Raw genomic sequence first — 24,795 nt, 5'->3', positions numbered from 1 at the left:
GTGAAGGGGTGGGGCGAGTTCTCCCACGGTCTGTACTGCTGTGAACAGTCAGATTCGGCTTTTTCGTCCCACCACCCCTTCGAGTATCACCATACAAGCGGCCTTGCGTCGCGATTGGGCTGCAAAGCAGCCCCCAAGCCGACAGCCGATCGTTGAGCGACCCACGGCACTTGCCAGGCATACTGGTCTGTATGTATAACCAGTATCCATTCCAGCCGCCTGACCCCAGCCAGTGATCGCCCATTCCGTCGACGACCCGTTCTACTACCTGCACAATTTCCGCCAGGTGCTGCTGTGGGTCGAACAGCGCTACGAAGACCTGCTCGACGATCAGGAACTCGCTTTCATCCGCACCTTCGGCCAACTGGACGCCCCGGCACAGGCCCTGATGGTGCGCATGGTCATGCGCAAGGGCGAGCTGTTTCGCAGCGATCGCCTCGACTATGCCGAAATCGGCGATACCGGGCAGGCCCTGCAGCCGTTGCTGGCCCTCGGCTGGGTACGGGAGCCCGCGCAACTGGAACTGGAGCAACTGTTCGCCCTGCTGCGCAAGGACGAACTTGCCCGTTGTTTTGCCCCGCAGCTGAGCCGCCCTCGCGCTGCCAAGCATGACCTGCTTGCACAACTGCAACCCCTGGGCCTGCAAGCCCGTTCATTGGCCGAGTGGTTTCCGGACAGCGGCGTGCGCATCCTCCAGTGGTGCCTGCAACCCTTGTGCGACCGCATGCGCCTGCTGTTCTTCGGCAACCTGTACCAGGACTGGTCGGACTTCGTCCTCGCCGACCTCGGCTTGTTGCGCTACGAACAGGTGCCGTTCAGCACCGATTCGCGTGCCCTGCAGCAACGCGCCGAAGTCGACCTGGCCATGGCCTTGCACAAGTGCGCCGAGCGCCTGGAGCAGGGCGACGACCCACAGTCGATCCTGGCAGCCATGCAGGGCCTGCACAGCGACAACCCATGGCTGGCCCGGCGCCATGCGCGCCTGCAATTCGCTCTGGGCCAGCAATGCGAGCGCCTGGGCGACTGGGCGCAGGCCATGGCTGTGTACACGCAGTGCAGCCATGCCCAGGCGCGCATCCGCCAGGTGCGGGTGCTGGAGCGCAGCGAACAGTGGCCCCAGGCCCATGCACTGGCGCTGCAACTGGCGGCGGCGCCGGCCAACGCCCTCGAAGTGCAGGCGCTGGAACGCATGTTGCCACGCCTGGCACGCAAGCTCGGTGGCCCGCCACAGCGGCGCCAGCGTGTCGCGCCGCTGGAGCTGATCGAGCTGGAGCTGCCCCGGGAACAGGCAGCGCTGGGTGTCGAGGAGGCGGTACGCCAGCACCTGGCCGAAGCCGGTGGGCCGGTGCATTACGTGGAGAACACACTGTTCAACAGCCTGTTCGGCCTGCTGTGCTGGGAGGCGATCTTCGCCCCGGTGCCTGGCGCGTTCTTCAACCCGTTCCAGGCCGCCCCGCAGGACCTGCACGACAGCGACTTCCAGCAACGCCGCAGTGCCTTGTTCGAACGTTGCCTGGGGCGGCTGGACGATGGCAGCCATCACCGGGCGATTCTCGACTGTTACGCCGCCAAGCAAGGGCTGCAGTCGCCGTTCGTGTTCTGGTCCGTGCTCAGTGAAGCATTGCTTGAGCAAGCCTTGGCCTGCCTGCCGGCGGCCCATTTGAAACAGTGCTTCCTGCGCCTGCTGCAGGACATCCGCAACAATCGCGCCGGCATGCCCGACCTGATCCAGTTCTGGCCCGAACAAGGTCGCTACCGCATGGTCGAGGTCAAGGGCCCTGGCGACCGCCTGCAGGACAACCAGCTGCGCTGGCTGGAGTTCTGCCGGGCCCACGGCCTGCCTGTCGCGGTGTGCCACGTGCGCTGGAGCGAAACACCGTGAGCTACAGCGTGGCGGTACGCGCCTTGTGTGAATTCAGCGCCAAGGTCGGCGACCTGGATCTGCGCTTCACGCCATCACCCACCGCCCAGGAGGGGATCGAGGGGCATCGGCGGGTGGTGGCGCGACGCGCTGCGGGCTACGAGTCGGAAATTGCCCTCGAAGGCCAGTTCGATACCCTGAAAGTGCGTGGCCGCGCCGACGGTTACGACCCCGTCTGCAACCGCCTGGAAGAGATCAAGACCCACCGTGGCGACCTGTCGCGCCAACCGGCCAACCATCGTCAGTTGCACTGGGCGCAGGCCAAGGTCTACGGCTGGTTGATGTGCCAGGCACGGCAACTGCCGACCATCGAGGTAGCGCTGGTTTACCTGGACGTGGATAGCGATGGCCAGACGCTGATCAGTGAACACTGCACGGCTGACGAACTGCAGGCCTTCTTCGAAACCCAGTGCCAACGCTTTCTGGCTTGGGCACAAGGGCAGGAGCAGCGCCTGGCCGAGCGTAACCGGGGCCTGCAAGCACTGGGCTTCCCCTATCCGGCGTTCCGCCAGGGCCAGCGACAACTGGCGGAAACCCTGTACAAGGCCGTGAGTACCGGCCGTTGCCTGATGGCCCAGGCCAGCACCGGAATTGGCAAGACCCTCGGTACCTTGTTCCCTCTGCTCAAGGCCATGGTGCCGCAGCAGCTGGACAAGCTGTTCTTTCTCACCGCCAAGACCCCGGGCCGGGCCCTGGCCCTGGATGCCATGCGCCAGATCACCGATGCCACGCCGCAGCCGGCCTTGCGCACGCTGGAGCTGATCGCCCGCGACAAAGCCTGCGAGCACCCCGACAAGACCTGCCATGGCGAATCCTGCCCCTTGGCCGCAGGCTTCTACGACCGCCTGCCGGCCGCGCGGCAGGCAGCGGCAGCGTTGCCCTTGCTCGACCGCGCTCAGCTGCGCGAAGTGGCCCTGGCGCATCAGGTATGCCCGTATTACCTGGGCCAGGAGATGGCGCGCTGGGTAGACGTGCTGGTGGCGGACTACAACTACTACTTCGATGCCCATGCCTTGTTGTTCGGCCTGACCCAGGCCAACCAGTGGCGGGTCGCGGTGCTGGTGGACGAGGCGCACAACCTGGTCGAGCGCGGGCGCGGCATGTACAGCGCCAGCCTCGACCAGGGCCAGTTGCAGGCCCTGCGCCAGAGCAAACCGCCCGGGCTGGTCAGTGCGCTGGACCGGTTGAACCGGCAGTGGAACGCCCTCTACAAGGAGCAGCGTGCCCCGTACCAGGCCAGCGAGTCGCTGCCAGAGGCCTTGCTGCGTGCCCTGCAGCAATGCATCGGGCTGATCCAGGAACAAATGAACCAGACGCCTGCGCAAATGGACCCGCAGGTGCTGCAGTTCTTCTACCAGGCGTTGCAGTTCAGCCGGGTTGCCGAGCTGTTCGACGAGCACTTCCTGTTCGACATCAGCCAGCGCCAGGGCCCGCGCAAGCGGCGGCTGGCCACCCTGTGCCTGCGCAATGTCACCCCGGCGCGCCTGTTGGGCCCACGCATGCAGGCGGCGCGCAGCGTGACGCTGTTTTCCGCCACCCTGAGCCCACGGCACTTCTACAGCGACCTGCTGGGCATGCCGGCCGATACCGCCTGGCTGGAAGTGGCCGCGCCGTTTCGCGCCGAACAGCTGGAAGTGCGCATCGCCAGCCAGGTATCCACCCGTTACCAGCAACGCCAGGCTTCGCTGGCGCCGATCGTCGAGCTGATTGCCCGGCAGTATGAGCGCATGCCGGGCAACTACCTGGCGTTCTTCAGCAGTTTCGAGTACCTGCAACAGGTGGCCGGGCTGCTGGCCGAGCGGCATGCACAGATACCCATGTGGGCCCAGGAACCGGGCATGGACGAAGCGGCCCGCCAGGGCTTTCTCGACCGTTTTGTTGCGGATGGCCGCGGGGTGGGTTTTGCGGTGCTGGGTGGTGCATTCGGGGAGGGGGTGGACTTGCCGGGCACACGGCTGATCGGCGCGTTTGTCGCCACCCTCGGGCTACCGCAGGTCAACCCGGTCAACGAGCAGTTCAAGCAGCGTCTGGGGCGGCAGTTTGGTGCGGGGTTCGATTACGCCTATCTCTACCCGGGCGTGCGCAAGGTCATCCAGGCGGCAGGCCGGGTCATCCGGGGCGACCAGGACCGTGGCGTTCTGGTCTTGATCGACGAGCGCTTCGCCGAACCCCGGGTGCAGCAGATGTTCCCGGGGTGGTGGCCAGCGCCGGGAGGTTAACGCGGCCCCGGCAATTTGTGCGTCTGCGCTGAAACCTTGGGGCTGCTTCGCAGCCCATCGCCGGCAAGCCGGCTCCCACAGGTACTGCACAATGCTTGAGGTCGATGCAGTCGAGGTGGGAGCTGGCTTGCCGGCGATGGGCCGCAAAGCGGCCCCAATCTGGGCATCAAGGCTAGCCCGGCATACCGTCAGCCCGTGGCCGCAGCAGGATGGGCAGGTAGTGACGCAGGAACAGCAGCAGCGCCAGGCTCCAGCACACTACCGAAAGGCTCACCCCCAGCGGCGTGAACAGCGGCAGCACCACCCGCGCCAGCGTCGCCAGTTGTATCAAGGCAAAGGCCCAGGCAATGCTGGTCGGCACCTGCAGCGGCCTGCCGGTGTGGCCCAGGCTGACCCGTGCCATCATCGCCAGGATCAAGCCGCTCATGGCGCCCACGGTCAGGGGGTGGGTCACCAGGCTCGGGCTCAGCGCCACTCCGGCATGCCACAGCGCCATGCCCAGGCAGGCTATGGCAATCCAGGCATAGGCCAGGTGCAGCGACCACAGCAGGGGCACCCGCCACAAGCCGCGGTCATGCCACAAGGCCAGGCGGGCCGTATGCAGGGCGAACAAGGCGCCGAACAGCACGGCCAGGCCGATACGTGGCGTATCGGCCAAGCCCGAGGCAAAGGCCAGCGGTACCGCCACGCTCAGCAGCAGGCAGGCCCGGTCCAGCCAGGGGCGGGCAGGGGCCGGGGCCATGTTGCCCAGGCCGCGCCGGGTGAAGAACGGGATCACCCGCCCGCCAAGCACGGTCATCATCGCGGCCACCAGCCACAACCCAGCAAACACCCCGCGGCGCTGCCACAGTTCGTCCTGGCGCAGCCAGCCGACCAGGGTCAGCCACTGGCAGGCGGCGATCAACAGCACCAGGCCGACGATCGGGTAGTTGTTACGCAAGCGCCGTTGCACGATCGGCCGTGCCAGGGCCAGTGCCACCAGTGGCAGAAAGCTGCCCTCGATCACAACCAGCAAGCTGCCCGGTAATGGCAGGAACCAGCTCGCCCGGCCCAGCAGCCAAAGCAGGAACAAACCCTGCAGCGCACGCCCGCTCAAGCCTGGGGTGCCGCTCCAGTTCTGCACGGCGGTCAGCAGGAAACCGGCGATGATGGCGGCAGCAAAGCCATAGAGCATCTCGTGGCGGTGCCAGGCAAGCATGCCGCCGGGGGGCGTTGGCTCCAGCACTCCGGCCAGTACACCGGCCCATAACAGCAAGGCGAGCAGCGCAAACAAACTGCCACCCAGGAAGAATGGGCGGAAACCCAGGCCCCAGACGGCCTGGCGTGGGCGTGAAGCGATCGGCTGCACAAGCATGGGCGGACCTTCGTTCGTTCAGTAGGCTCAATTGGGGTAAGATCACGATCCGTGCCAGCTCCGAACCCCTTTTATATCAAGGTGATGGCACCTCTCCGGGTCCGAATGACATGCGTTTTCTGCTGTTATTTGGACCTGCTTGTATGTCGTATTGACTTGCTTCAGGGTCTGGCCGGTTCGCCGCTGGCCAACGCTTCGCTACAGGATTCACGTTTTGTCCGACCTCTCGAAAAATCCACTGCTGCAGTACATGGCCCGCCTGGCCCCATCCAGCCAGCAAACCATGCGCTACATCCTTCAGGACGCTGCCGACCGGCTGGGTTTTGTGGACTGCAATATCGTCGATGTGCCCTGGCATCGGCTCGAGCCCGGCCATGTGATCGCCCTGGTGGCGGCGCTACGTGCCGACGGTTACGCACCCAACAGCTCGTCGCTGTACGTCAACGCCATCCGCGGTGTGATGAACGAAGCCTGGCGCCAGGGCCTGATCGATCACGAGCAGTTGTTGCGCATCCGCGAGGTCAAACCAGCTACCGGCAGCCGCCTGCCGCCGGGGCGCAACCTGCGCCGCAGCCTGATTCGCGAGCTGATGGATGTGTGCGCGGCCGACCCACGGCCGCAGGGTGTGCGCGACGCGGCGATCATCGCCTTGCTGTACGGCACCGGCATGCGCAAGTCGGAGTCGGTGGACATCGACCTGGACCAGGTCGACTTCGAGGCGCGCAGCCTGCAGGTGCTGGGCAAGGGCAACCGCCAGCTGATCAAGTACGCCCCGCCATGGGCGTTCGAGAAGTTGCAGGCGTGGCTGGACCTGCGCCGCCAGGACTTGCCGGCTGGGGCCGAAGACGACCCGTTCCTGTTCAACCGCATCCGCCGTGGCAGCCATATCACCCGGGCGCGCATCACCAAGCATGCCATTTACTACATCGCCCGCCAGCGTGGGGTGCAGGTGGGCGTGAAGATCATGCCGCACGACTTCCGCCGGGCGTTCATCACCCGGGTGATCGAAGAGCACGACCTGTCCATTGCGCAGAAGCTGGCGCATCACGCCAATATCCAGACCACCGCCATCTATGACCGGCGTGATGACAACGAACGCCGGCGTGCGGTGGACCGCTTCGATTACTGAGTTTCGTCACACTTGGGGCTGCTGTGCAGCCCATCGCCGGCAAGCCAGCTCCCACGCCGACCGCGCTGACCTCAAGCCATGCGCGATCCCTGTGGGAGCTGGCTTGCCGGCGATGGGCCGCGTAGCGGCCCCAGCATTCTCTCAGTCCAGCACCTAAACAGGGCCTGAGTGCGCCCCCACTTTGTGCGCCATCCCCCTGTATGCCCGATGCCAGAGCGGCTTGGGCAAAAGTTTCATCTTCGTTCACCTGCGGAGTTGGCCCGCAACCTGCTATATCCAGCCTGCGAATTTGATCGAGTGGTCAGGCCGCGCGCGCCGTAGCCGTGCGTGCCTGCCCCTCTAAACGGCCAGCAGGCCACGGATTTCAGGGGCCGCAGGATGTCGCTCGCGGAGCAGATCGAACAACAACACGACGATGCCGGCTGGAGCGCTCACCTGCAGTTGCGTTTCGTCAGGCGTGACGAGGTGACCCGCCTTGGTGCGTGGCGGCATTTCGGACCTCTTTTGGTGCAGCGGCCGTTCTATCCGGAAGGTGCACCGTGCCATGTCTACGTGCTGCACCCACCCGGTGGGATCGTCGCCGGCGACCGCCTGGAGCTGGATATCAAGCTGGAGCCGGGCAGCCACGCGCTGCTGACCATGCCCGGCGCCAGCAAGTTCTACCGCAGCATCGGCCCGACCGCGCGGCTGGCCCAGCGCTTTCACCTGGCCGCCGGCAGCACCCTGGAGTGGCTGCCGCAGGACAGCATCTTCTTCTCCGGCGCCCGCGCCAGCCTCGCCAGCCGTTTCACCCTCGAGCCGGGGGCGCGCCTGCTGGCCTGGGAAACCCTGTGCCTGGGGCGCCCGGTGATGAACGAGCGTTTCGAGCAGGGTGCCCTCGACAGCCGCCTGCACATCGAACTGCCTGACGAAGTGGGCCTGCACGAGCGCCTGCGCGTCGAAGGCGGGCGCCTGGACAAGCTTGGCGGGCATCCGTTGCTGGCCACCTTCTGCGCCGCACCCGCCGACCAGGCCGTGCTGGATCTGGTGCGCCCGCTACTCGACGAGATGGCCAACCCGGCCGGCGCGACCCTGCTTGGGTCATTGCTGGTGATACGCGTGCTTGACCATGACAACCAACACCTGCAACGCACCCTGCAACGCCTGTGGCATGTGCTGCGCCCGGCCGTCCTCGGCCTGCCGGCCTGCCCGCCGCGTATCTGGGCCACCTGAGAGAGCGCCATGGAGCTGACCCCGAGAGAGAAAGACAAACTGCTGCTGTTCACCGCCGCGTTGCTGGCGGAGCGGCGCCTGGCCCGTGGCCTGAAGCTCAACTACCCGGAAGCAGTGGCGCTGATCAGTGCCGCCGTGCTCGAAGGCGCCCGTGATGGCCGCACCGTCGCCGAGCTGATGAGCCTGGGGCGCGAAGTATTGAGCCGCGAGCAGGTGATGCCTGGCATTGCCGAAATGCTCCACGACGTGCAGGTCGAAGCGACCTTCCCGGATGGCACCAAGCTGGTGACCGTGCATGACCCCATCGTCTGAAACTGCCCAGGAGCCCCGCATGATCCCAGGTGAAATCCAGGTCGCCGCCGGCGACATCGAGCTGAACAGCGGCCGTGCGACGGTCAGCGTCAGCGTGGCCAACCATGGCGACCGGCCGGTGCAGGTCGGCTCGCACTACCACTTCTACGAAGTCAACGAGGCGCTGGTGTTCGAGCGCGCACCGACCCTGGGCTTTCGCCTGGATATACCCGCCGGTACCGCCGTGCGTTTCGAACCCGGCCAGGCGCGTACCGTGCAACTGGTGGCCTACGCTGGAAAGCGCGAGGTCCATGGCTTCCAGGGCAAGGTGATGGGCGCGCTGGAGGGCAGGGCATGAGCCGCATTTCCCGCCAGGCCTATGCCGACATGTTCGGCCCCACCGTGGGTGACCGCGTACGCCTGGCCGACACCGCGCTGTGGGTCGAGGTGGAGCGCGACTTCACCATCTATGGCGAAGAGGTGAAGTTCGGTGGCGGCAAGGTCATCCGCGATGGCATGGGGCAGGGCCAGATGCTGGCCGCCGAAGCCATGGACCTGGTACTGACCAATGCCCTGATCATCGACCACTGGGGTATCGTCAAGGCCGATATCGGCATCAAGCACGGGCGTATCGCGGTGATCGGCAAGGCTGGCAACCCTGATGTGCAGCCGGGCGTGAACGTGCCCGTGGGCCCCGGCACCGAGGTGATCGCGGCCGAGGGCAAGATCGTCACCGCCGGTGGCGTCGACTCGCACATCCACTTCATCTGCCCGCAGCAGGTGGACGAGGCGCTGAACAGCGGTGTCACCACCTTCATCGGCGGCGGCACCGGGCCGGCCACCGGCACCAACGCCACCACCTGCACGCCCGGCCCCTGGTACCTGGCGCGCATGCTCCAGGCCGCCGACAGCCTGCCGATCAACATCGGCTTGCTGGGCAAAGGCAACGCCTCGCGGCCGGAAGCACTGCGCGAGCAGATCGCGGCCGGCGCCGTGGGCCTCAAGCTGCACGAAGACTGGGGTTCGACACCAGCAGCCATCGACTGCTGCCTGGGCGTGGCCGAGGAAATGGACATCCAGGTGGCGATCCACACCGACACCCTCAATGAGTCCGGCTGCATCGAAGACACCCTGGCGGCCATCGGCGACCGTACCATTCACACCTTCCACACCGAGGGTGCTGGTGGCGGCCACGCCCCGGACATCATCCGCGCTGCGGGGCAGGCCAACGTGTTGCCGTCCTCGACCAACCCGACCCTGCCGTACACGGTCAACACCGTGGACGAGCACCTGGACATGCTCATGGTCTGCCACCACCTGGACCCGAGCATCGCCGAAGACGTGGCCTTTGCCGAGTCGCGCATCCGCCGCGAAACCATTGCCGCCGAGGACATCCTCCACGACATGGGTGCCTTTGCCATGACCTCGTCCGACTCCCAGGCCATGGGCCGGGTTGGCGAGGTGGTGCTGCGCACCTGGCAGGTGGCCCACCAGATGAAGCTGCGCCGTGGGCCACTGGCGCCGGACACCAGCTACAGTGACAACTTCCGGGTCAAGCGCTACATCGCCAAGTACACCATCAACCCCGCACTGACCCACGGCATCGGCCACGAAGTGGGCTCGGTGGAAGTCGGCAAGCTGGCCGACCTGGTGCTGTGGGCGCCGGCGTTCTTTGCAGTCAAGCCGGCCCTGGTGATCAAGGGCGGAATGATCGTCACCGCGCCCATGGGCGACATCAACGGTTCCATCCCCACGCCGCAACCGGTGCATTACCGCCCGATGTTCGGCGCCTTGGGCGCGGCACGGCATGCCACGCGCATGACCTTCCTGCCCCAGGCGGCGATGGACCGTGGCCTGGCGGAGGAGCTGAACCTGCGCAGCCTGATCGGCGTGGCCCACGGCTGCCGCCGGGTGCGCAAGCCCGACATGGTCCACAACACCTTGCAGCCGCTGATCGAGGTCGATGCGCAGACCTACCAGGTGCGTGCCGACGGCGAATTGCTGGTCTGCGAGCCGGCCCGCGAACTGCCGCTGGCCCAGCGTTACTTCCTGTTCTGAAGGAGCACCGATGATTGTCTTGACCCGCCGTATCACCGACCCCGGCCAGCTGGGCGAAACCGGCACCGTTACCCTGGACGTGGACAGCCGCATCAAGAGCCGCCTGCGGGTAACCCTGGATGATGGTCGCGAGGCCGGGCTGATGCTCGAGCGCGGCCACCTGCTGCGCGGGGGCGAACTGCTGGCCGATGCCGAGGGCACCCAGCTGATCCGCGTGCTGGCGGCGCCCGAAGCGGTGTCCACGGTGCGCTGCGCCGACCCGCACCTGCTGGCCCGCGCGGCCTATCACCTGGGCAACCGCCATGTACCTCTGCAGATCGAACCCGGCCTGTTGCGCTTCCAGCACGACCACGTGCTGGACGACATGTTGCGTGGCCTTGGCCTGACGGTAGAGGCCGAACAGGCGCCGTTCGAGCCTGAAGCGGGCGCCTACCAGAGCGCGCCGCACAGCCACAGCCACAGCCATGGCCACGATCACCCGTTCGTGCGCCTGCCTGCCCATTCCTGAACTGCCTGGAGCAACCGATGAAAAAGACTTTCGCCCTGTTTCTGCTGATGCTGGCTCTGCCTGCCTTCGCCCACCCCGGGCACGACGCCAACCCGCTGCAGGACGGCCTGCTGCACCCGCTGACCGGCCTTGACCACTTGCTGATGCTGCTGGGCACTGGTGTACTCGCCGCGTTGACCCGGCGCAGCCTGACGCTACCCCTGGCAACCCTGGCGGCGATGTTCGGCGGCGCGGTGTGCGGCCACCTGTTCGGCGATGTGCTGGGCATGGAAACCCTGATTGCCGTGTCGCTGCTGGTGGCTGCCGGTGCCGTGCTGCTGCCCAGCCGCCAGCTGCTGCTGGCCATGGCCATGCCGGTGTTCGCCCTGTTCCATGGCTGGGCCCATGGCGTGGAAGCCACGCCAAGCGCGTTCTGGCAGTTCAGCGCCGGCTTCGTCACGGTCAGCGGCCTGTTGCTGGCGGCCGGCTTTGCGGTCGGTTGCCTGTTGCGCAGGCATAGCGGCCTGCAGAAGGCCTTTGGCGGTGGCCTGCTGGCCGGCGCCGCGCTGGTACTGGCCGGTTGATGGACAGCGACCTGGCGTTGTTGCGCCTGCTGCAGCTGGCCAGCCCTGGCTTGCCGGTGGGTGGCTTCACCTACTCGCAAGGCCTGGAGTGGGCGGTCGAGGCGGGCTGGGTACGGGGCGTGGATGGTTTCGCTGCCTGGCAGCGCGAGCAGATCGACGACACCCTGGCTTGCCTCGACTGGCCGGTGCTGGCGCGCCTGTACCACGCCTGCCAGGCCGAGGACGCCGAGGCCTTCGGCCACTGGAGCCGCTTTCTGCTGGCCAACCGCGAAACCGCCGAGCTGCGCCTGGAAGAACAGCAGCGCGGTGCGGCGTTGGCACGGCTGCTGGACGGCTGGCAACTGGGCCAGGCACCGGCCTGGCGGGCCAGCCTCGAACTCACCCAGCTGGGCGGTATGGCCTGGCTGGCTGCGCACTGGGCGATCCCACTGCGCCAGTTGGCCCTGGGCCATGGCTTCGCCTGGCTGGAGGGCGCGGTAATGGCCGGGGTCAAGCTGGTGCCGTTCGGCCAGCAGGCTGCCCAGACCTTGCTGCGCGACCTGGGGGCAGGGCTGCCCGCGGCCCTCGACCAGGCACTGGGCCTGGGTGATGACCAGCTTGGCGGCGGCCTGCCGTTGCTGGCCATTGCCTCATCGCGACACGAAACCCAATACACCCGATTGTTCCGTTCCTGAGGACTGCCTGCATGCAAAGCTATCAACAACCCCTGCGCGTCGGTGTCGGCGGCCCGGTCGGCTCCGGCAAGACGGCGCTGCTCGAAGCCTTGTGCAAGGCCATGCGCGATCACTACCAGATCGCAGTGGTCACCAACGACATCTACACCAAGGAGGACCAGCGTATCCTCACCGAAGCCGGAGCCCTTGAGCCGGAGCGCATCGTCGGTGTGGAAACCGGCGGCTGCCCGCACACGGCGATACGTGAGGACGCCTCGATGAACCTGGCGGCGGTCGAAGCGTTGGCGCGCAAGTTTGGCAACCTCGAGGTGATCTTCGTCGAAAGCGGCGGTGACAACCTGAGTGCCACTTTCAGCCCGGAGCTGGCCGACCTGACCATCTACGTGATCGATGTGGCCGAAGGCGAGAAGATCCCGCGCAAGGGTGGGCCGGGGATTACCAAGTCGGATTTCCTGGTGATCAACAAGACCGACCTGGCGCCCTATGTGGGGGCTTCGCTGGAAGTGATGGAGCGCGATACCCAGCGCATGCGCCCGCAGCGGCCATGGACCTTCAGCAACCTGAAGAAGGGCGAGGGGCTGCAGGCGGTGATCGACTTCATCGTCGAGCGCGGGATGCTGGGCGTGCGCGGGTGACATATCGCGGCCCCAGTGGGAGCGGGCGCGCCCGCGAAACAGGCGACGCGGTGCCTGGCACCGGCTTTGCCGGTGTTCGCGGGCATGCCCGCTCCCACAAGGGAAATGTGTTGCCTCACGTTATTTGCGGCAGCGCGCCCCAGTGGCGTGGCTGAGTGACTGCAGGCTTGCGCGGGCTTTTGTAGGAGCGGCCTTGTGTCGCGAAAGGGCTGCAAGGCAGCCCCGGCAATTTGTGCGTCGACGCTGAATATCCTGGGGCCGCTTTGCGGCCCTTTCGCGACACAAGGCCGCTCCTACAACGACCGCGTGCGGGCTGAGTATCACTTATGGCAGCAGTTGGGCTTGTCCGGCTGCCTTTCATAACGGTCATGGTGCCGCACCCAGTCCATGGTCCCGGCCTCGTTGCGCCCCAGTGGCGCAATGTCGAGGAAGTTGTAGGTGTTGACCAGGATGTCCAGCCCGCGGGCATAGGTCGAGTAGGTGTGGTACACGCAGCCATCCGGCTCGCGATAGAACGCACTCAGCCCGGGAAGCTCGCTTTCATCGCCCTCGTATGGCTCATAGTTGTACTGCCGCTGGCCCTCGCTGCCAACGCTGACGCCAAAGTCCTCGTTGAACCCGCTGCCATGTGACGAATACCAGGGGAACTGCCAGCCCATGCGCCGGCGGAAGGCCTGGAACTCGGCATACGGTGCCCGCGACACCGCCACCAGCGACACATCGTGATGCGCCAGGTGCAGGTTGGCGCCGTCAAAGTGGTCGGCCAGGAACGAGCAGCCGTGGCAGCCTTCGCTCCAGCCTTCGGCGAACATGAAGTGGTAAACCAGCAACTGGCTGCGGCCCGCGAACAGATCAGCCAGGCTCAGTTCGCCGTCCGGCCCCTGGAAGCGGTAGTCGTGCTCCACCTTGACCCAGGGCAGGGCGCGACGGGCTGCGGACAGCGCGTCGCGGTGGTGGGTAAAGGCTTTTTCGTGCAACCACAGCTGCCGACGGGCCGCCAGCCACTGGCTGCGGGAAACCACCGGGTGCCTGCTTTCGCTCGTGCTCATGGTGCTGTCTCCACATTGGGGGATTCACACACTAGTCGAGCACGGGCGGGTCCAATCGACAGGCCGCGGCGGCCTGGCGATGAGTGGTACTGCTCAGCCCGAATGGGCGATATGCCCTTCGGTCAGTTCATCCGCTGCTTCATCTTCCCCAGGCAGCGCGGTGATCACGCTGAAGTCGCTGACTTCCACCTGGCCACCGCCATAGCCCAGCAGATGGAAGGAAAACGCCTTGCGCGCGATCGGGTTGTCGAAGCTGAACTCCATCTCCAGCGGCTCGTCGGCAGTGACTTTCACTTCGTCAGGCAAGCCCAGCGGTACGTCTTGCTCCAGCTGCTTGGCCTTGAGCTGGATATAGGCTGCGCGCTTGGGGTCCAGCGAACGTACCTTGACCCGTACACGGGTATGCGAACCCTCGGGCATTTCCAGGTACTGGGCGCCAATCAGGTTGTCGGCCCAGTCATCTTTGATGCGCTTGCGCAGCCGGATCGGCGATGGGCCACCGAACTGGTAACGCAGGTTGAGCGGTGTCTGCAGCAGGGACTGGTCGAGCACCCCGGCGAGGGCACCGATCTGCTGGCCGAGCAGGCTGTCGCCCGGGCCAAGGTAACGTGCCTGGTCGGCGATGAAGCCCTCGCTGGCGTAACGCCGGCAGCGCTGCTGGAAGTCGCATTCGGTGAACACACCCTGGCCGTCGTGATAACGCAGCATGCCGTTGGTGTAGGAGATCATCTCGCGACCGCTGTCGTAGTCGCGGTACAGCGAGCGACCGCCGAGCGCCATGGGGATGGGCAGGGCAAAGTAGTCGAGCAGGGAGGTGGCCAGGTCGATATGGCCATAGGTACCGCGCTTGATCCGTGGCAACTGTGCCTGCTCCGGCGCCAGGGTGAGGTTGAAGCCCCAGGACGAGGCCAGGCGCACACCGTCGATGCCGTGGGACTCGTCGGAAGTCACCACCACCAGGGTGTCCTTGAGCACGCCCTGGCGTTCGAGGTTGTCGAGGAATGCACCGAGTGCGTCGTCCAGGTAGGCGACTGCCGCCTGTTTCGGCGTGTCGTAGCGCTCCAGGTACTCGGCCGGTGCCGAGTAGGGCTGGTGGGTGCCCACGGTGAGCAGGGTCAGCATCCATGGCTTGTCCTGCTTTTGCAGCTGGCCGACGTAATCCAGCGCACCCTCGAAGAAGGCGCGGTCATCCTTGCCCCAGGGGAAGTCCAGGTAGTTCCTGTTGCGGAACCACTCCTGGCCGTGCACCGCGTCAAAGCCGATGTGCGGCATGATGCGGTCCTTGGCCATGAAGCGCAGGCCGGCGCCCTGCAGGTAGTGGGTGGTGAAGCCGGCCTGGCGCAACTGCGCCGGCAGGCAGGCCTGGTTGCGTTCGTTCTGGGTCAGCAGTTCCACGCCCTTGGGCGTGCCGTTGGCCAGCTTGTCGTAGTCACCGCACAGCATTGCGTACAGGCCACGGATGGTCTGATGGGTATGCAGCACGTAGTCCGGGGTGTTCATGCCGCGCTCGGCCCACTGGCTGAGTTTGGGCATCAGCTCTTCGTCGAAGCGGCTGTGCAGGGCCTGGCGGTTGGGCCGCAGGTAGGCCCCGGGGATGCCTTCCACGGTGATGACCAGCAGGTTCCGGGCGTTGCCTGGCCCGGCGAGCAGGCGCTGGCCATGCAGGTCGGACTGGGTCAGGCCGGTGCTGGCCAGAGGGGTGAAGGTTTGCGTACGGCCCATCCAGCCTTCGACCTGGCGTTGCAGGTTGCCGGCCCCGGCCGACAGCAGCTGGTGGGTGAGGTTGTATTGCCGCCATTGGTCGGCGTCGGAAGGTACCAGTTGCTGGCTGCCCCAATGGGCGCCGAACAGTAGCAGCGGAATGGCCCAGGCCGTGCGTGGCAGCGGCTGGCTGGGTTGGGTACGGCTGCGCCAGGCGCTGGCCAGCCAGGCCAGCAGGCCGGCGCCCATGGCCCAGGGCAGCCAGGCATGGGCCAGGCCGCCACCGGTCGAGTTTTCCATGAACTGCGGGTCGAGCAGGTACGTCAGGTCGGCGCTGGTGGGCAACCGGCCCACCGCGCTCACCAGTTCGGCCGAAGCCACCCAGAGGGCCGCCCAGGCCAGCAATACGGGGAACGCCAGCCACCACGGCCGACGGTGCAGCAGCAAGACCAGCAAGCTGCCGAGGGCGAGGTCGGACAGGTAACCGAGTGGGTTGGACCAGCCCAGCATGGCGCGCGTACCCAGTGGGATCACCAGTACCAGGGTCGCCAGGGCGACAAGCCGGGTACGTGGGTGGTCTGACAGGTTCTTCACAAAAACATCCCTTTTGCCATTAAATCGTCATGTAACTGTGCTTGATGATAACAGGCCGTGGCAGGGAAGGCGGTCCGGGACAAGGCTGGTAACCAAAAGCCGGGCCCGTTCGCGCGGGCCCGGCCGATGGCAAGTATCAGAAGTAGTAGGGGAATTTCAGGCTGAAGGAAAAGTCCGGCGCGTCATCGGTCAGACCAATGGACAGGTTGGGTACGATGGTCAGGTTGTCGGTGGCGGCGAAGGTCATGCCGATGTTGAAGTTGGCCGCGTTGTAGTCGCTGTTGGAGATCGACTGCCAGTCGCCGCCATCCGGCTTGATCTTGCTCTTGCGGGCGAACTGGTCGGACACCGAGAACGACATGCTCATCTTCTCGTTCAGGGCAAAGGCGATACCGCCGCCGATCTGCCACGAGTCGCCCAGCTTCACATCGCCCGGTACCTTGCTGTTGACCTGTGGGCTGATGTCGCTGAACGAGTCTTCCATGTTGTAGGTGTAGGACAGGCTGCCGAACAGCACGGCGGGGTCGAAGGTCTTGACCAGCGAGATGCCCGGCGTGATCGACCAGACGCCGTTGCCGGTCGGCAGGCTTTCCGGTACTGACAGGTTGTCGTTACCCTCTACCTGGCGCAGTTTTATGCCATAGGGGTCTTTGCCGGTCGGCGCCTTGATGCGCAAGGTAGCGACGGCGTCAGGCCAGGTCTCGTCTTCGTCGAGGAACTTGTAGGCGACACCGACGTTGACGTCGCCGATTTCCGGGTCGCGGGTTACGGTTTCGTCCGAGGTGCTCGCCCCGGCGCCGCCCGCACCGCCGGAAGAGTAGGTGGACTCGCGGTACACCACCGGGACGTTGATGTCGAACTGCCAGCGCTGGGCGAGGTTGTAGCGGGCAGTCATGTCCAGGGTCCAGTTATCTGCCTTCACCCGGTCAAGGTTGATACTGCCGAGGAAGATCGAGTCCAGCGCCAGGAAGCCGTTGAGCACCAGCGCCCGGGTATCGTAGTGGGTATAGGTAACACCGGTCTCGAAGCTGAACTTGCCGCCGCCGAAGAAGCCGCTGGCCTCATCGTACAGGTTGGACACGCTCTGAGCCGGTTCAGCGTCGGCGGTCAGCGCCTGGCCATAGGAGCTGCCGGTAGTGCCCGGTGCGCCCGAAGCCACCGTCTGTGCACCTTTGACCCCTTCGGCCGGGGACCTGACCAGGCGTTTGGGTGGGGGGGCTGCCGGGGTTTCCTCGACCTGGCGTACGCGCTGTTCCAGTACCATCAGCGCCTGTTGCTGTGCCTCGTAGCGCTGCTTGAGTTCGAGCAGTTCCTGCTTCAGTGCCTCGACCTGCGGGTCGGCAGCTGCGAAAAGGGAGGTGGCCGGAGCCAGGGTGGTCAAACAGACAATGGCGCTGAGCGTGAATGATCGGTGCATGGATTTGCCGTCCCTTTCGACTGCCTTTGAACTTGGAGATCAATAACCGAATGTGCGCAAGCCCTTGAGCTGGTCGAGGCTGCCGTTCAACGAAGCAGCTGTCGGCACGCTTTCGCGCATCACTACATTGAGCGTGGTGACGTTATTGACCCGGTTGCCATTGCCCAGCAGCGTCGAGTTCTGCATCAGGCCACCCTGCGCCAGGCGCTGCACGCTGCTGCCCTGGTTGTTACTGGCACTGATGTTGAACTGCACCCCTACGCCGCTGGCGGAGACACTCAGCGCCCCTGCGCCGTTTGCGCCTGTCAGTGTCTGGCCGTTGGCCAGTGCCTGGCCCTGTGGCTGCACGGTGGGCGCCTGATCGGCCTTGGAAACATTGATGGCGACATTGTTGTAGGCGGTATTGTTGTCGCCAGCTGCGCGTACCACCTGGGTAACACCCTCTGTGGTGTTGAGGCCGGTACCGCCTGTAACGGTACCGGTGCCCGGTGCCGTGGCTCCAGCTGACGCTGTGCCAGTGCCGCTTTCGTCGATCAACGACACGTAGAATTGCGGTTTGATGGTCGACTGCTGAATCTGCATCGTGCTCGTCGCGCCGATCACGTCCCCTTTGGCATTCTGCCAGGTGCTGGACATGACAATACCGAAACTCACGATCCGCCCCGGCATCACGTAGCGGCCACGCAAGGTCGCCAGCTCATGGTCCTTCAGTTCGATGGGCTTGAAGGTTTCGGCCTGGGTAGGAAGGCTGACGGTCAGGCACGCGATTGCAAGCCAGAATGCATTCTTCATTGGGGTGCTCCCCGGAGCCTCGTGCTCCTTGTCGTTGCAAGAGTCGTTAGAAGAAGTCGCTTTTGATGAACCCGAAGTCCAGCAGCTCTGCATCCTGCACCGGGGTGAAGTTGTTCACCCGGCCCTTGGCGGTCAGGGGCAGGGGCGGGTCGAGCAGGATGTTGTTCTTGTCGTAGCCCTGGCCGATCACGGCGAAGATGATGCCGTTCCAGCCCTTGAGAAAGTCGTCGACCCTGTAGCGCTTGTGGCCCAGTACCGGGTCACCGATGTACACCCAGCCCTTGTCTACCTTCTGCATGACCACGAAGTGCTTGTAGCCGCGCACGTCCATCAGCACCACGACCGGGATGCGCACGCTGTGCAGGGTCTCGGGCGCCACCCGGTAGCCGCGGGCACGCATCCCCAGGCTTTCCACGTAGCGTTTCATGTCGAGCATCGAGAAGCCTTGCGTGCGTACCAAGTCCTGGTCGGCGTGGGCCAGCATGCCTTCGATGATCTGTTGCTCGTCCACGTCCAGCCAGTAGGCCTGGCGCAGGATGGTGGCCAGCGCGGCGGCGCCGCAGCTGAAGTCGGTCTTCTGTTGCACCAGGTCGGCGAACTTGCGCTCGCGTACGCTCTGGATGGGCTTGAACACCACGGCACCGCCCGGCAGTACGGACAGCGGCATTTGCGCCGCTTCGCTCACGCTGGCCAGGCACAGCAAAAACGCCAAGGCAATGATGCGCATGATCGGATGCCTTCCGGTTCTGTTGAAGAAAGGCCCCCCGAAGGGGGCCTCAAGCGCAGCGATCAGAACGAGGTGTTGGAGATGGCCAGCGAGTTGCTCTGCTGGTTGCCCACACCGGCTGCCACGTTCACGCCCAGGTTGCCGCTGCCACCGTTCACCGAACCGCTAAGGGTTGCAGTGTTGGTAACAGGGTTGGCCCAGCCGGTCGGGGTCAGCACTTGGAAGGACACGGTATTGCTCAAGTCGTAGGCACTGCTTTCGCTGTAGCTCTTCGACACGTCGTTCGACGATTGAGACGATTTCTCGCCAGACTTTTCAAACGCCGATTCCGATGCATTGGCATAGGACGACTCGTGAGCCTTCTCATACGAGGAGTCGCGAGACTTCTCGTAGCTCGATTGGCGGGCCTTGTCGTACGACGAGTCGAACGCCTTCTCGAACGACGCGTCGTGCGAGCTTTCCCGCGAACGGTCGACATCTACATTGAGCGAGGCATTGAGCGAGGCATCGAAGCTATCGGTGCGGGTGCGCTCGCGACGGCCGTCATCGGTGGTCACGGTACGGGTCGCATCGGCAGCAGCGGCCAGGGTGGCGTTCAGGCTGGAACTGCTGGACGAACTGGCGTTGCTGGCCATGGAACCACTGGCATTCCAGCTATTGGAGCCGCTGGCAGTGGAGCTGCGCGAACCACTGGCGTTCATGCTGCTCGAACCGCTGGAGTTCCAGCCACTGGACCCACTGGAGCTGGCACTTTGCGAGCCGGCCACGCTGAAGCTCGAGGACGAGCTGCGGTCGTCGGTCGAGTTGAACGTGCCCTCACGCGAGCTGGAGCCGCTCTTGGTGGTGGTGATGGTCAGCGTATCCACCCGGTAGGTGCGGTCGGCGCCGTTGTTCACCGTCAGGCCTGGGCCGTTCTGGTCGGCAGAGGCGGTGGCAGTGGCGTTGCCCAGTGGGGCTCCGGTGTTGGCGATGGCCATGGTGTTCTTCTGCTGGTTCAGGTCGCCGCCAGCGATGTTGACGCCGACGTTACCCTCTGCACCATCGGCCGAGCCGGTCATGACTGCCGAGTTCTGGGTGGACCAGTTGTCGACACGGTTGTTGTTGCTGAACTGGCTAACGTCAGCGGTGGCTTCGGCGGAGCCGAACACGAAGCTGTTGTCCAGGCTGGATTCGGACGATGCGTTGGCAATGGCCGCAGCATTGTCCTGCTGGTTGCCGTTACCGGCCGCCACGTTGACACCTACGTTGCCGCTGGCACCAGAAGCCGAGCTGCTCATCTCGGCTTCGTTGATGGTGCCTTGGTTGGTGATGGTGTTGCCGGTGCTGCGCTGGCTGTCCATGGCGTTGGCGGTGGCAAACACAGGGATCCTGGTGGGAGGAGGCGTGTGCTGCCCGTTGTTGTGGTGACCATTGTGGTGCCCGCCACGCCGGTCGTTCTGATCAGCTTGTACAGCAACAGCCATGACCGCAGCAATTGCGAAAACCAGAGGCTTTATTGCCATCGAGGGTTTCATGGTGATTCTCCGTACGATTAGGTTAAGTGTCGTTCTTGACTGGCAGGGTCAATCCGCGACCCGGATGCTCAGGGTGTTGGCCATGCGGTTTCCCACCCCGGCACTCTGGTTCAACTGAATCACTCCACGGCTACCGGTGAAGGCCTGGTCACTGGTGGTGACCTGGCGATGGCCAGTTGAAGTGTCAATCGGACCGGAGTTGTTGAGCAGCGCCACGTTCTGCTGCATGAGGACGCTGTCGTCGATGCTTTGCGGCTGGGCACCGATACTGATGCTCAGTGCGTTCGCTTGCTGGGTGTTGGCGCCGGCGCTCTGGTTGATTCCGAGGGCGCCGCTACCGTTGCTGAAGGCGTCGCCCTGTATGGTCGAGCGTGCGTTCATTGCGGGGTCTGCTGGGGTGTTCAGGCGCTGGCGGATCTGCGTGGTGGCGCTGGCCTCGGGCCCAACGGCGAAGGCGCGCGCGTTGGCCTGTTGCTGTTGGTCACCGGCCGCTTGATTGACCGACAGGTTGCCCTGGTAACGGCTGCCCGAATTGTCGATATCGGCGTTGTTGATCACGGGAACCGGGGATTGCGCGAAGGTCGATGTACTGCACAGCGTGATCAGGATCAGCAGCGTGTGCTTCATCTCACTTGCCTCCGGTCAGGATCTGCAGCGGCGCCAGGCCGCGCTGCAAGCTCGAATTGACCATGTTCGAGATGCCATTGCCCGAGCCCGTGCCGCGGCCACCGGCCAGGTTGGGCAGCTGGGACTGGTTGTTGAGGTTGCCGCCCAGGTTGTTGGTCTGCTGGGTAATCAGGGTACTGATACCTGCACCGCTGCTGATGTTGGCGAAGTCGCCATCACTCAGTTCGTTGGTTTGCTTGAGGATGTGGGCGGAAGGGTTGGCATTGACGGTGGTGGGGTTGGGGTCGGGTCGTAACGGCGGGACAACGGCGTTGCGTGTCTGCACGTCACGGGTTATCACGATGATGCCGTTGTCGGCCTGGGCCGTCAGGCTCAACGAGCCCAGCACACATCCCATAAGCAACAGGTGATAGAGGCGTTTGTCAGTTTTCCTCACGACGGCAACTCCTTCAATGAGCGCTGGCCCTGTTCAGCGATGCGAACCAGGCAGCAGAAGGTGTGCCGCTTTTGAGAAGCGTTTTCAGATCAAAAGCTTAAGGTGAGTACCATGACAAGCTGCGGCGTATTCTGTCTCGGGATTGAAACAGGCAGCCGCTGGCGGTGCAGGCAAAGCCAGTGTTGGCCTTGATTGGAAGGGTTTTTGCAGGAGTGTTTCAGCGCCTTGACACTACCTTCGACGCCCAGCAAAACCCCATGTTTTCAGGGGCTTCGCCCCACAGGGGTGTGTCGGGGGATTAACACTCGGTGGGGCAGGATGGCGCATCGCTACCAATGAGCTTAGCCACTGTTTGCAGTGCCAGCAACTGGCGTTGTGGCCAATTGCCCTCAATTATTTTGTACGCTTGGTCATGCCGTTGCAGCCAGTGCAGGCTGTCGTCGAAAAAGCGCTGGCGGTCGCGCAGTTCGGGCTGGCTGCGCTGGCCATCGGCAACCCAATCCACGCCTTGCGGGCTCAGCAGCAGGTGCAGGTGGTAATGCCGTGCCAGCAGCGCCTGCTCCAGCCAGGCCGGGCAGTCGCCGAACAGGGCGCGGCTCCAGAGCATGTTGCTGAGCAGATGGGTGTCGAGAATCAGCAGCGGCGGTGCCTGCTCGCGTGCGTGGTCTTCCCAGGCCAGCTGGCCGCGGGCGATGGCAGGGATGTCGGCATAGCAGGTGTCGCGGCATTCCTGGTCGATGAAGTGGCGCACGTATTCGGCCACCACCACGCCGCCGAAATGCGCCTGGATCACCCCGCTGAGCCAGCTCTTGCCGCTGGATTCCGGGCCGCACAGCACCAGTACTTTCATGGATTGTGCCGCGCTCATGGCTGCACCAACGCCGGGTCACGGCGCCATTCCAGCCAGCCACGCACGGCAATCAGGGTGAGCACGGCGAAGAAGCCTGCGGTGAAGTACAGCTGCTGGTGCAGGTACTGGCCCACGTAGATGATGTCTACCACCACCCACAGGGGCCAGCACTGCAGGCGCTTCTGCGCCATCCACAGTTGTGCCACCAGGCTGAAGCCGGTCAGGGTAGCGTCCAGCCAGGGCAGGGCGGCGTCGGTCCAGGTGGCCATCGCCGCGCCCAGGGCGGCGCTCAGCAGCACCCCGCCGGCCAGGCCGGCGAGCAATGCCGGGCGCTGCAGGCGGGTGACCTGGCGGGCGTCTTCAGCATGGCCCGGGCGCTTCCATTGCCACCAGCCGTAGACCTGCAGGATGGCATAGGCCACTTGCAGCAGCATGCCCGAGTACAGCTTCACCTCGTAGAACAGCCAGCCATAGATCAGCACCATGACCAGGCCGATCGGCCAGCACCAGGCGTTCTGCTTGACCGTGAGCCAGACAGCGGTGACGCCGAGGACGGCGGCGATGAGTTCAAGGCCGGACATCGGCGATCCTTGGAGACTGCGGGGGAGGGGCGCGATTGTAGCGGGTCGGCCGGGTAAGGTGTAGGGCGTTGGGGCCTTTGGGGCTGCTTTGCAGCCCATCGCGACACAAGGCCGCTCCTACAGGGGGACGCGATCGTCTGTAGGAGCGGCCTTGTGTCGCGAAAGGGGCGCAAAGCGCCCCCGGCATTCTCAACCTTATACCCGGAACTGCCGCAACAACTGCTCCAGCTCTTCGCTCAGCTGCCCCAGCGCCATCCCGGCATCGCTGGACTGCCGCGCCGCATCGGCGGTCTGCTGGGACAACCCGGCAGTATCCAGCACGTTGCGGTTGATCTCTTCGACCACGTGCGACTGCTGCAAGGTGGCGCTGGCAATTGAGGCATTCAACGCAGTGAGGTTGTTCAGCGACTGGTTGATGGCATCCAGGCTGGCACCGGCCTCGCGGGCCTGCTCGACGGTCTGGCGCGAGGCCTCGCTGCTGGTGTCGATGGCCTTGACCGCAGCGTCCGACTGGCTTTGCAGGTGCTCGATCATGGTATGGATCTCGGCCGTCGACTGCGCCGTGCGCTGGGCCAGCAGGCGCACCTCGTCGGCGACCACGGCAAAGCCACGGCCTTGCTCGCCGGCCCGCGCCGCCTCGATGGCTGCGTTCAGCGCCAGCAAGTTGGTCTGTTCGGCGATGGAGCGGATCACGTCCAGCACACCACCGATGCGCGTGCTGTGCCCGGCCAGGTCGCGGATCACCTGCACGGCCTGGTCGATGGTCAGCGACAGCCGGTCGATCTGCGCCAGGCTGCCGTGAATGGCCTCCTGGCCGTGTGCTACCTGCTGTTGTGCGGTGCGCATTTCGCCAGCGGCCTGTTCGGCGGTCTTGGCCACATCCTGCACGGCGTAGGTCACTTCGTTGACCGCAGTGGCCACCTGGTCCATCTGCAGCGATTGCTGGGCGCTGTGCTGTTGCGCGGCACCGGCATTGTCGCCGACATGCCCGGCGGACCGGGCCAGGGCATGGGCCGCCCCTTGCAGCTGGCCGACCACGCCTTGCAGCTTGCCGTTGAAGCGGTTGAAGTGTTCGCCCAGGTGGGTGATTTCGTCACGGCCGTGAGTGTCCAGGCGCCGGGTCAGGTCGCTTTCGCCGCTGGCGATGTTGCCCATGGCCTGCACCGCTTCCTGCAGCGGGCGGGCGATGCTGCGGGCAATCAGCATGACCACCAGCGCCATCAGCAGGGCAATGGCCACGCCTACCAGCGAGGCGTCACGCAACTGGCGAGCGAATTCGGCCTGTACATCGTCGACATACACGCCTGAGCCGATGATCCAGCCCCAGGGCTTGAACAGCTGGATGTAGGACGTCTTGGCCACCGGCTCGCTGGCACCGGGCTTGGGCCAGCGGTAGTTGACCGGCCCGGCGTCCTGCTGCCGGGCCAGGGCGACCATCTCGTTGAACACGGCAAAGCCGTCGGGGTCGCGGATGGCCGACAGGTCCTGGCCGTCGAGCTTGGGGTTGGCCGGATGCATGATCATCTTCGGCCCCAGGTCATTGATCCAGAAGTAGTCGTTCTGGTCGTAGCGCAGCGCGCGCACCACTTGCAGCGCCTGTTGCTGGGCCGCTTCGCGGCTGAGTGTGCCGGCTGCTTCCAGGCCTTGGTAATAGGCCAGCACACCGGCTGCGGTCTGTACCACGTGGCGGGTCTTTTCCGCTTTGGCCTGGTACAGGTCACCGTGGATCTGGCGCAGCATCAGCAGGCCCAATACCACCAGCATGGCCACCGCCACCAAAAGGATCAGCCACAGACGGCGGCTGATAGACATCGATCTCAGGGTTTTCATACCACAGCTCCCGCATTGTTCTTTTTATTCAGGCGCATCCAAGCATGCTTTGCGCCACGCCCCCACTCGACTAATGGCTAAGTGCTGTCCATCCAATAGTCTGCAGCAGTTTG

The 24,795-nt window shown here is 64.9% G+C and carries 23 protein-coding genes; 11 read left to right on the top strand and 12 right to left on the bottom strand.

Translation table 11 applies throughout. The features are described 5' to 3' along the window. Positions 1-232: 232 nt before the first annotated feature. Together CAG22_RS06085 and CAG22_RS06080 are read left to right on the top strand one after the other, a co-directional pair. Positions 233-1,882 (top strand): VRR-NUC domain-containing protein, encoded by a 1,650-nt coding sequence (locus CAG22_RS06085; protein WP_085704901.1) that lies wholly within the window; start codon positions 233-235, stop codon positions 1,880-1,882. Further along, positions 1,879-4,140, top strand: a complete 2,262-nt coding sequence (locus CAG22_RS06080; protein ID WP_085704899.1) for an ATP-dependent DNA helicase — start codon at positions 1,879-1,881, stop codon at positions 4,138-4,140. Before CAG22_RS06085 ends, CAG22_RS06080 begins: the two co-directional genes overlap by 4 nt. A 172-nt stretch (positions 4,141-4,312) precedes the next feature. Here the strand turns inward: CAG22_RS06080 and CAG22_RS06075 are convergent, their stop codons facing one another. Further along, positions 4,313-5,494: an NnrS family protein gene (locus CAG22_RS06075; RefSeq protein WP_085704898.1), complete on the bottom strand. Its 1,182-nt coding sequence runs from the start codon at positions 5,492-5,494 to the stop codon at positions 4,313-4,315. A 214-nt stretch (positions 5,495-5,708) separates the two neighbouring features. Here CAG22_RS06075 and xerC point away from each other — a divergent pair, with 214 nt between their 5' ends. From xerC to ureG, 9 genes are all read left to right on the top strand, one after another. After that, a complete protein-coding gene (gene xerC / locus CAG22_RS06070) occupies positions 5,709-6,623 on the top strand; it encodes a tyrosine recombinase XerC (protein WP_085704897.1) in 915 nt (304 codons plus the stop codon). Positions 6,624-7,001: 378 nt separating this feature from the next. After that, entirely contained in the window at positions 7,002-7,835 is an 834-nt protein-coding gene (locus CAG22_RS06065) for an urease accessory protein UreD (protein WP_085704895.1), read from the top strand. 9 nt (positions 7,836-7,844) lie between these two features. Next, on the top strand, positions 7,845-8,147 hold the full coding sequence (locus CAG22_RS06060; RefSeq protein ID WP_003256923.1) for an urease subunit gamma: 303 nt from the start codon (positions 7,845-7,847) through the stop codon (positions 8,145-8,147). A 19-nt stretch (positions 8,148-8,166) separates the two neighbouring features. Then, the gene (locus CAG22_RS06055; RefSeq protein WP_025339426.1) at positions 8,167-8,484 is read left to right on the top strand and encodes an urease subunit beta; all 318 of its coding nucleotides are present in this window, start codon (positions 8,167-8,169) and stop codon (positions 8,482-8,484) included. Continuing rightward, a complete protein-coding gene (gene ureC, locus CAG22_RS06050) occupies positions 8,481-10,184 on the top strand; it encodes an urease subunit alpha (protein WP_025339425.1) in 1,704 nt (567 codons plus the stop codon). The genes CAG22_RS06055 and ureC overlap by 4 nt, the downstream gene beginning before the upstream one ends. 10 nt (positions 10,185-10,194) lie before the next feature. Next, a complete protein-coding gene (ureE, locus tag CAG22_RS06045) occupies positions 10,195-10,692 on the top strand; it encodes an urease accessory protein UreE (RefSeq protein ID WP_085704893.1) in 498 nt (165 codons plus the stop codon). A gap of 17 nt (positions 10,693-10,709) precedes the next feature. Next, positions 10,710-11,255 carry a HupE/UreJ family protein gene (locus CAG22_RS06040; RefSeq protein ID WP_025339423.1) on the top strand — a complete coding sequence of 182 codons (546 nt, stop codon included), beginning with the start codon at positions 10,710-10,712 and terminating at the stop codon, positions 11,253-11,255. Then, positions 11,255-11,929: an urease accessory protein UreF gene (locus CAG22_RS06035; RefSeq protein WP_075045400.1), complete on the top strand. Its 675-nt coding sequence runs from the start codon at positions 11,255-11,257 to the stop codon at positions 11,927-11,929. Before CAG22_RS06040 ends, CAG22_RS06035 begins: the two co-directional genes overlap by 1 nt. An 11-nt stretch (positions 11,930-11,940) precedes the next feature. Beyond that, a complete protein-coding gene (gene ureG, locus CAG22_RS06030) occupies positions 11,941-12,564 on the top strand; it encodes an urease accessory protein UreG (protein ID WP_010953755.1) in 624 nt (207 codons plus the stop codon). 320 nt (positions 12,565-12,884) lie between these two features. Here the strand turns inward: ureG and CAG22_RS06025 are convergent, their stop codons facing one another. The 11 genes from CAG22_RS06025 to mcpP all read right to left on the bottom strand — a co-directional run bounded on the left by CAG22_RS06025 (position 12,885) and on the right by mcpP (position 24,682). Then, the gene (locus CAG22_RS06025; protein WP_085704891.1) at positions 12,885-13,613 is read right to left on the bottom strand and encodes a thioredoxin family protein; all 729 of its coding nucleotides are present in this window, start codon (positions 13,611-13,613) and stop codon (positions 12,885-12,887) included. A 93-nt stretch (positions 13,614-13,706) separates the two neighbouring features. Further along, positions 13,707-15,908 carry an LTA synthase family protein gene (locus CAG22_RS06020; protein ID WP_085704889.1) on the bottom strand — a complete coding sequence of 734 codons (2,202 nt, stop codon included), beginning with the start codon at positions 15,906-15,908 and terminating at the stop codon, positions 13,707-13,709. 136 nt (positions 15,909-16,044) lie between these two features. Beyond that, the gene (locus tag CAG22_RS06015) at positions 16,045-17,325 is read right to left on the bottom strand and encodes a transporter (protein WP_085591264.1); all 1,281 of its coding nucleotides are present in this window, start codon (positions 17,323-17,325) and stop codon (positions 16,045-16,047) included. Positions 17,326-17,364: 39 nt separating this feature from the next. Further along, positions 17,365-18,117 carry a hypothetical protein gene (locus tag CAG22_RS06010; protein ID WP_085704887.1) on the bottom strand — a complete coding sequence of 251 codons (753 nt, stop codon included), beginning with the start codon at positions 18,115-18,117 and terminating at the stop codon, positions 17,365-17,367. Positions 18,118-18,163: 46 nt separating this feature from the next. After that, the gene (locus tag CAG22_RS06005; protein WP_085591260.1) at positions 18,164-18,844 is read right to left on the bottom strand and encodes a C39 family peptidase; all 681 of its coding nucleotides are present in this window, start codon (positions 18,842-18,844) and stop codon (positions 18,164-18,166) included. A 62-nt stretch (positions 18,845-18,906) separates the two neighbouring features. After that, positions 18,907-20,358 (bottom strand): heme utilization protein, encoded by a 1,452-nt coding sequence (locus CAG22_RS06000; protein WP_085704885.1) that lies wholly within the window; start codon positions 20,356-20,358, stop codon positions 18,907-18,909. Between the two features lie 48 nt (positions 20,359-20,406). Beyond that, positions 20,407-20,985, bottom strand: coding sequence for an adhesin (locus CAG22_RS05995; RefSeq protein ID WP_075045393.1), 579 nt, complete (start codon positions 20,983-20,985; stop codon positions 20,407-20,409). Position 20,986: 1 nt separating this feature from the next. After that, positions 20,987-21,421: a hypothetical protein gene (locus tag CAG22_RS05990; protein WP_085591256.1), complete on the bottom strand. Its 435-nt coding sequence runs from the start codon at positions 21,419-21,421 to the stop codon at positions 20,987-20,989. Positions 21,422-21,719: 298 nt separating this feature from the next. Next, entirely contained in the window at positions 21,720-22,289 is a 570-nt protein-coding gene (locus tag CAG22_RS05985) for an AAA family ATPase (protein WP_085691852.1), read from the bottom strand. Then, positions 22,286-22,852, bottom strand: a complete 567-nt coding sequence (pnuC, locus tag CAG22_RS05980; protein ID WP_025339412.1) for a nicotinamide riboside transporter PnuC — start codon at positions 22,850-22,852, stop codon at positions 22,286-22,288. The genes CAG22_RS05985 and pnuC overlap by 4 nt, the downstream gene beginning before the upstream one ends. Positions 22,853-23,047: 195 nt before the next feature. Then, complete coding sequence (gene mcpP, locus CAG22_RS05975; RefSeq protein WP_025339411.1) at positions 23,048-24,682, bottom strand: methyl-accepting chemotaxis protein McpP; 1,635 nt, start codon at positions 24,680-24,682, stop codon at positions 23,048-23,050. Positions 24,683-24,795 lie beyond the last annotated feature (113 nt).

Origin of the sequence: Pseudomonas sp. B8(2017), assembly GCF_002113575.1 — a bacterium.
Taxonomy (GTDB): domain Bacteria; phylum Pseudomonadota; class Gammaproteobacteria; order Pseudomonadales; family Pseudomonadaceae; genus Aquipseudomonas; species Aquipseudomonas putida_Z.
Note: the sequence above shows the minus strand (reverse complement) of the source record. Positions and strands in the feature narration are given on the sequence as shown.

Coding starts and splice junctions, on each gene's coding strand:
- CAG22_RS06000 (WP_085704885.1), bottom strand. CDS start 20,358: ATGAAACCCTCGATGGCAATAAAGCCTCTGGTTTTCGCAATTGCTGCG.
- mcpP (WP_025339411.1), bottom strand. CDS start 24,682: ATGAAAACCCTGAGATCGATGTCTATCAGCCGCCGTCTGTGGCTGATC.
- CAG22_RS06015 (WP_085591264.1), bottom strand. CDS start 17,325: ATGCACCGATCATTCACGCTCAGCGCCATTGTCTGTTTGACCACCCTG.
- ureG (WP_010953755.1), top strand. CDS start 11,941: ATGCAAAGCTATCAACAACCCCTGCGCGTCGGTGTCGGCGGCCCGGTC.
- CAG22_RS06035 (WP_075045400.1), top strand. CDS start 11,255: ATGGACAGCGACCTGGCGTTGTTGCGCCTGCTGCAGCTGGCCAGCCCT.
- CAG22_RS06005 (WP_085591260.1), bottom strand. CDS start 18,844: ATGCGCATCATTGCCTTGGCGTTTTTGCTGTGCCTGGCCAGCGTGAGC.
- CAG22_RS06010 (WP_085704887.1), bottom strand. CDS start 18,117: ATGAAGAATGCATTCTGGCTTGCAATCGCGTGCCTGACCGTCAGCCTT.
- CAG22_RS06025 (WP_085704891.1), bottom strand. CDS start 13,613: ATGAGCACGAGCGAAAGCAGGCACCCGGTGGTTTCCCGCAGCCAGTGG.
- pnuC (WP_025339412.1), bottom strand. CDS start 22,852: ATGTCCGGCCTTGAACTCATCGCCGCCGTCCTCGGCGTCACCGCTGTC.
- CAG22_RS05985 (WP_085691852.1), bottom strand. CDS start 22,289: ATGAGCGCGGCACAATCCATGAAAGTACTGGTGCTGTGCGGCCCGGAA.
- CAG22_RS06055 (WP_025339426.1), top strand. CDS start 8,167: ATGATCCCAGGTGAAATCCAGGTCGCCGCCGGCGACATCGAGCTGAAC.
- CAG22_RS05995 (WP_075045393.1), bottom strand. CDS start 20,985: ATGAAGCACACGCTGCTGATCCTGATCACGCTGTGCAGTACATCGACC.
- ureE (WP_085704893.1), top strand. CDS start 10,195: ATGATTGTCTTGACCCGCCGTATCACCGACCCCGGCCAGCTGGGCGAA.
- ureC (WP_025339425.1), top strand. CDS start 8,481: ATGAGCCGCATTTCCCGCCAGGCCTATGCCGACATGTTCGGCCCCACC.
- CAG22_RS06065 (WP_085704895.1), top strand. CDS start 7,002: ATGTCGCTCGCGGAGCAGATCGAACAACAACACGACGATGCCGGCTGG.
- CAG22_RS06040 (WP_025339423.1), top strand. CDS start 10,710: ATGAAAAAGACTTTCGCCCTGTTTCTGCTGATGCTGGCTCTGCCTGCC.
- CAG22_RS06075 (WP_085704898.1), bottom strand. CDS start 5,494: ATGCTTGTGCAGCCGATCGCTTCACGCCCACGCCAGGCCGTCTGGGGC.
- CAG22_RS06060 (WP_003256923.1), top strand. CDS start 7,845: ATGGAGCTGACCCCGAGAGAGAAAGACAAACTGCTGCTGTTCACCGCC.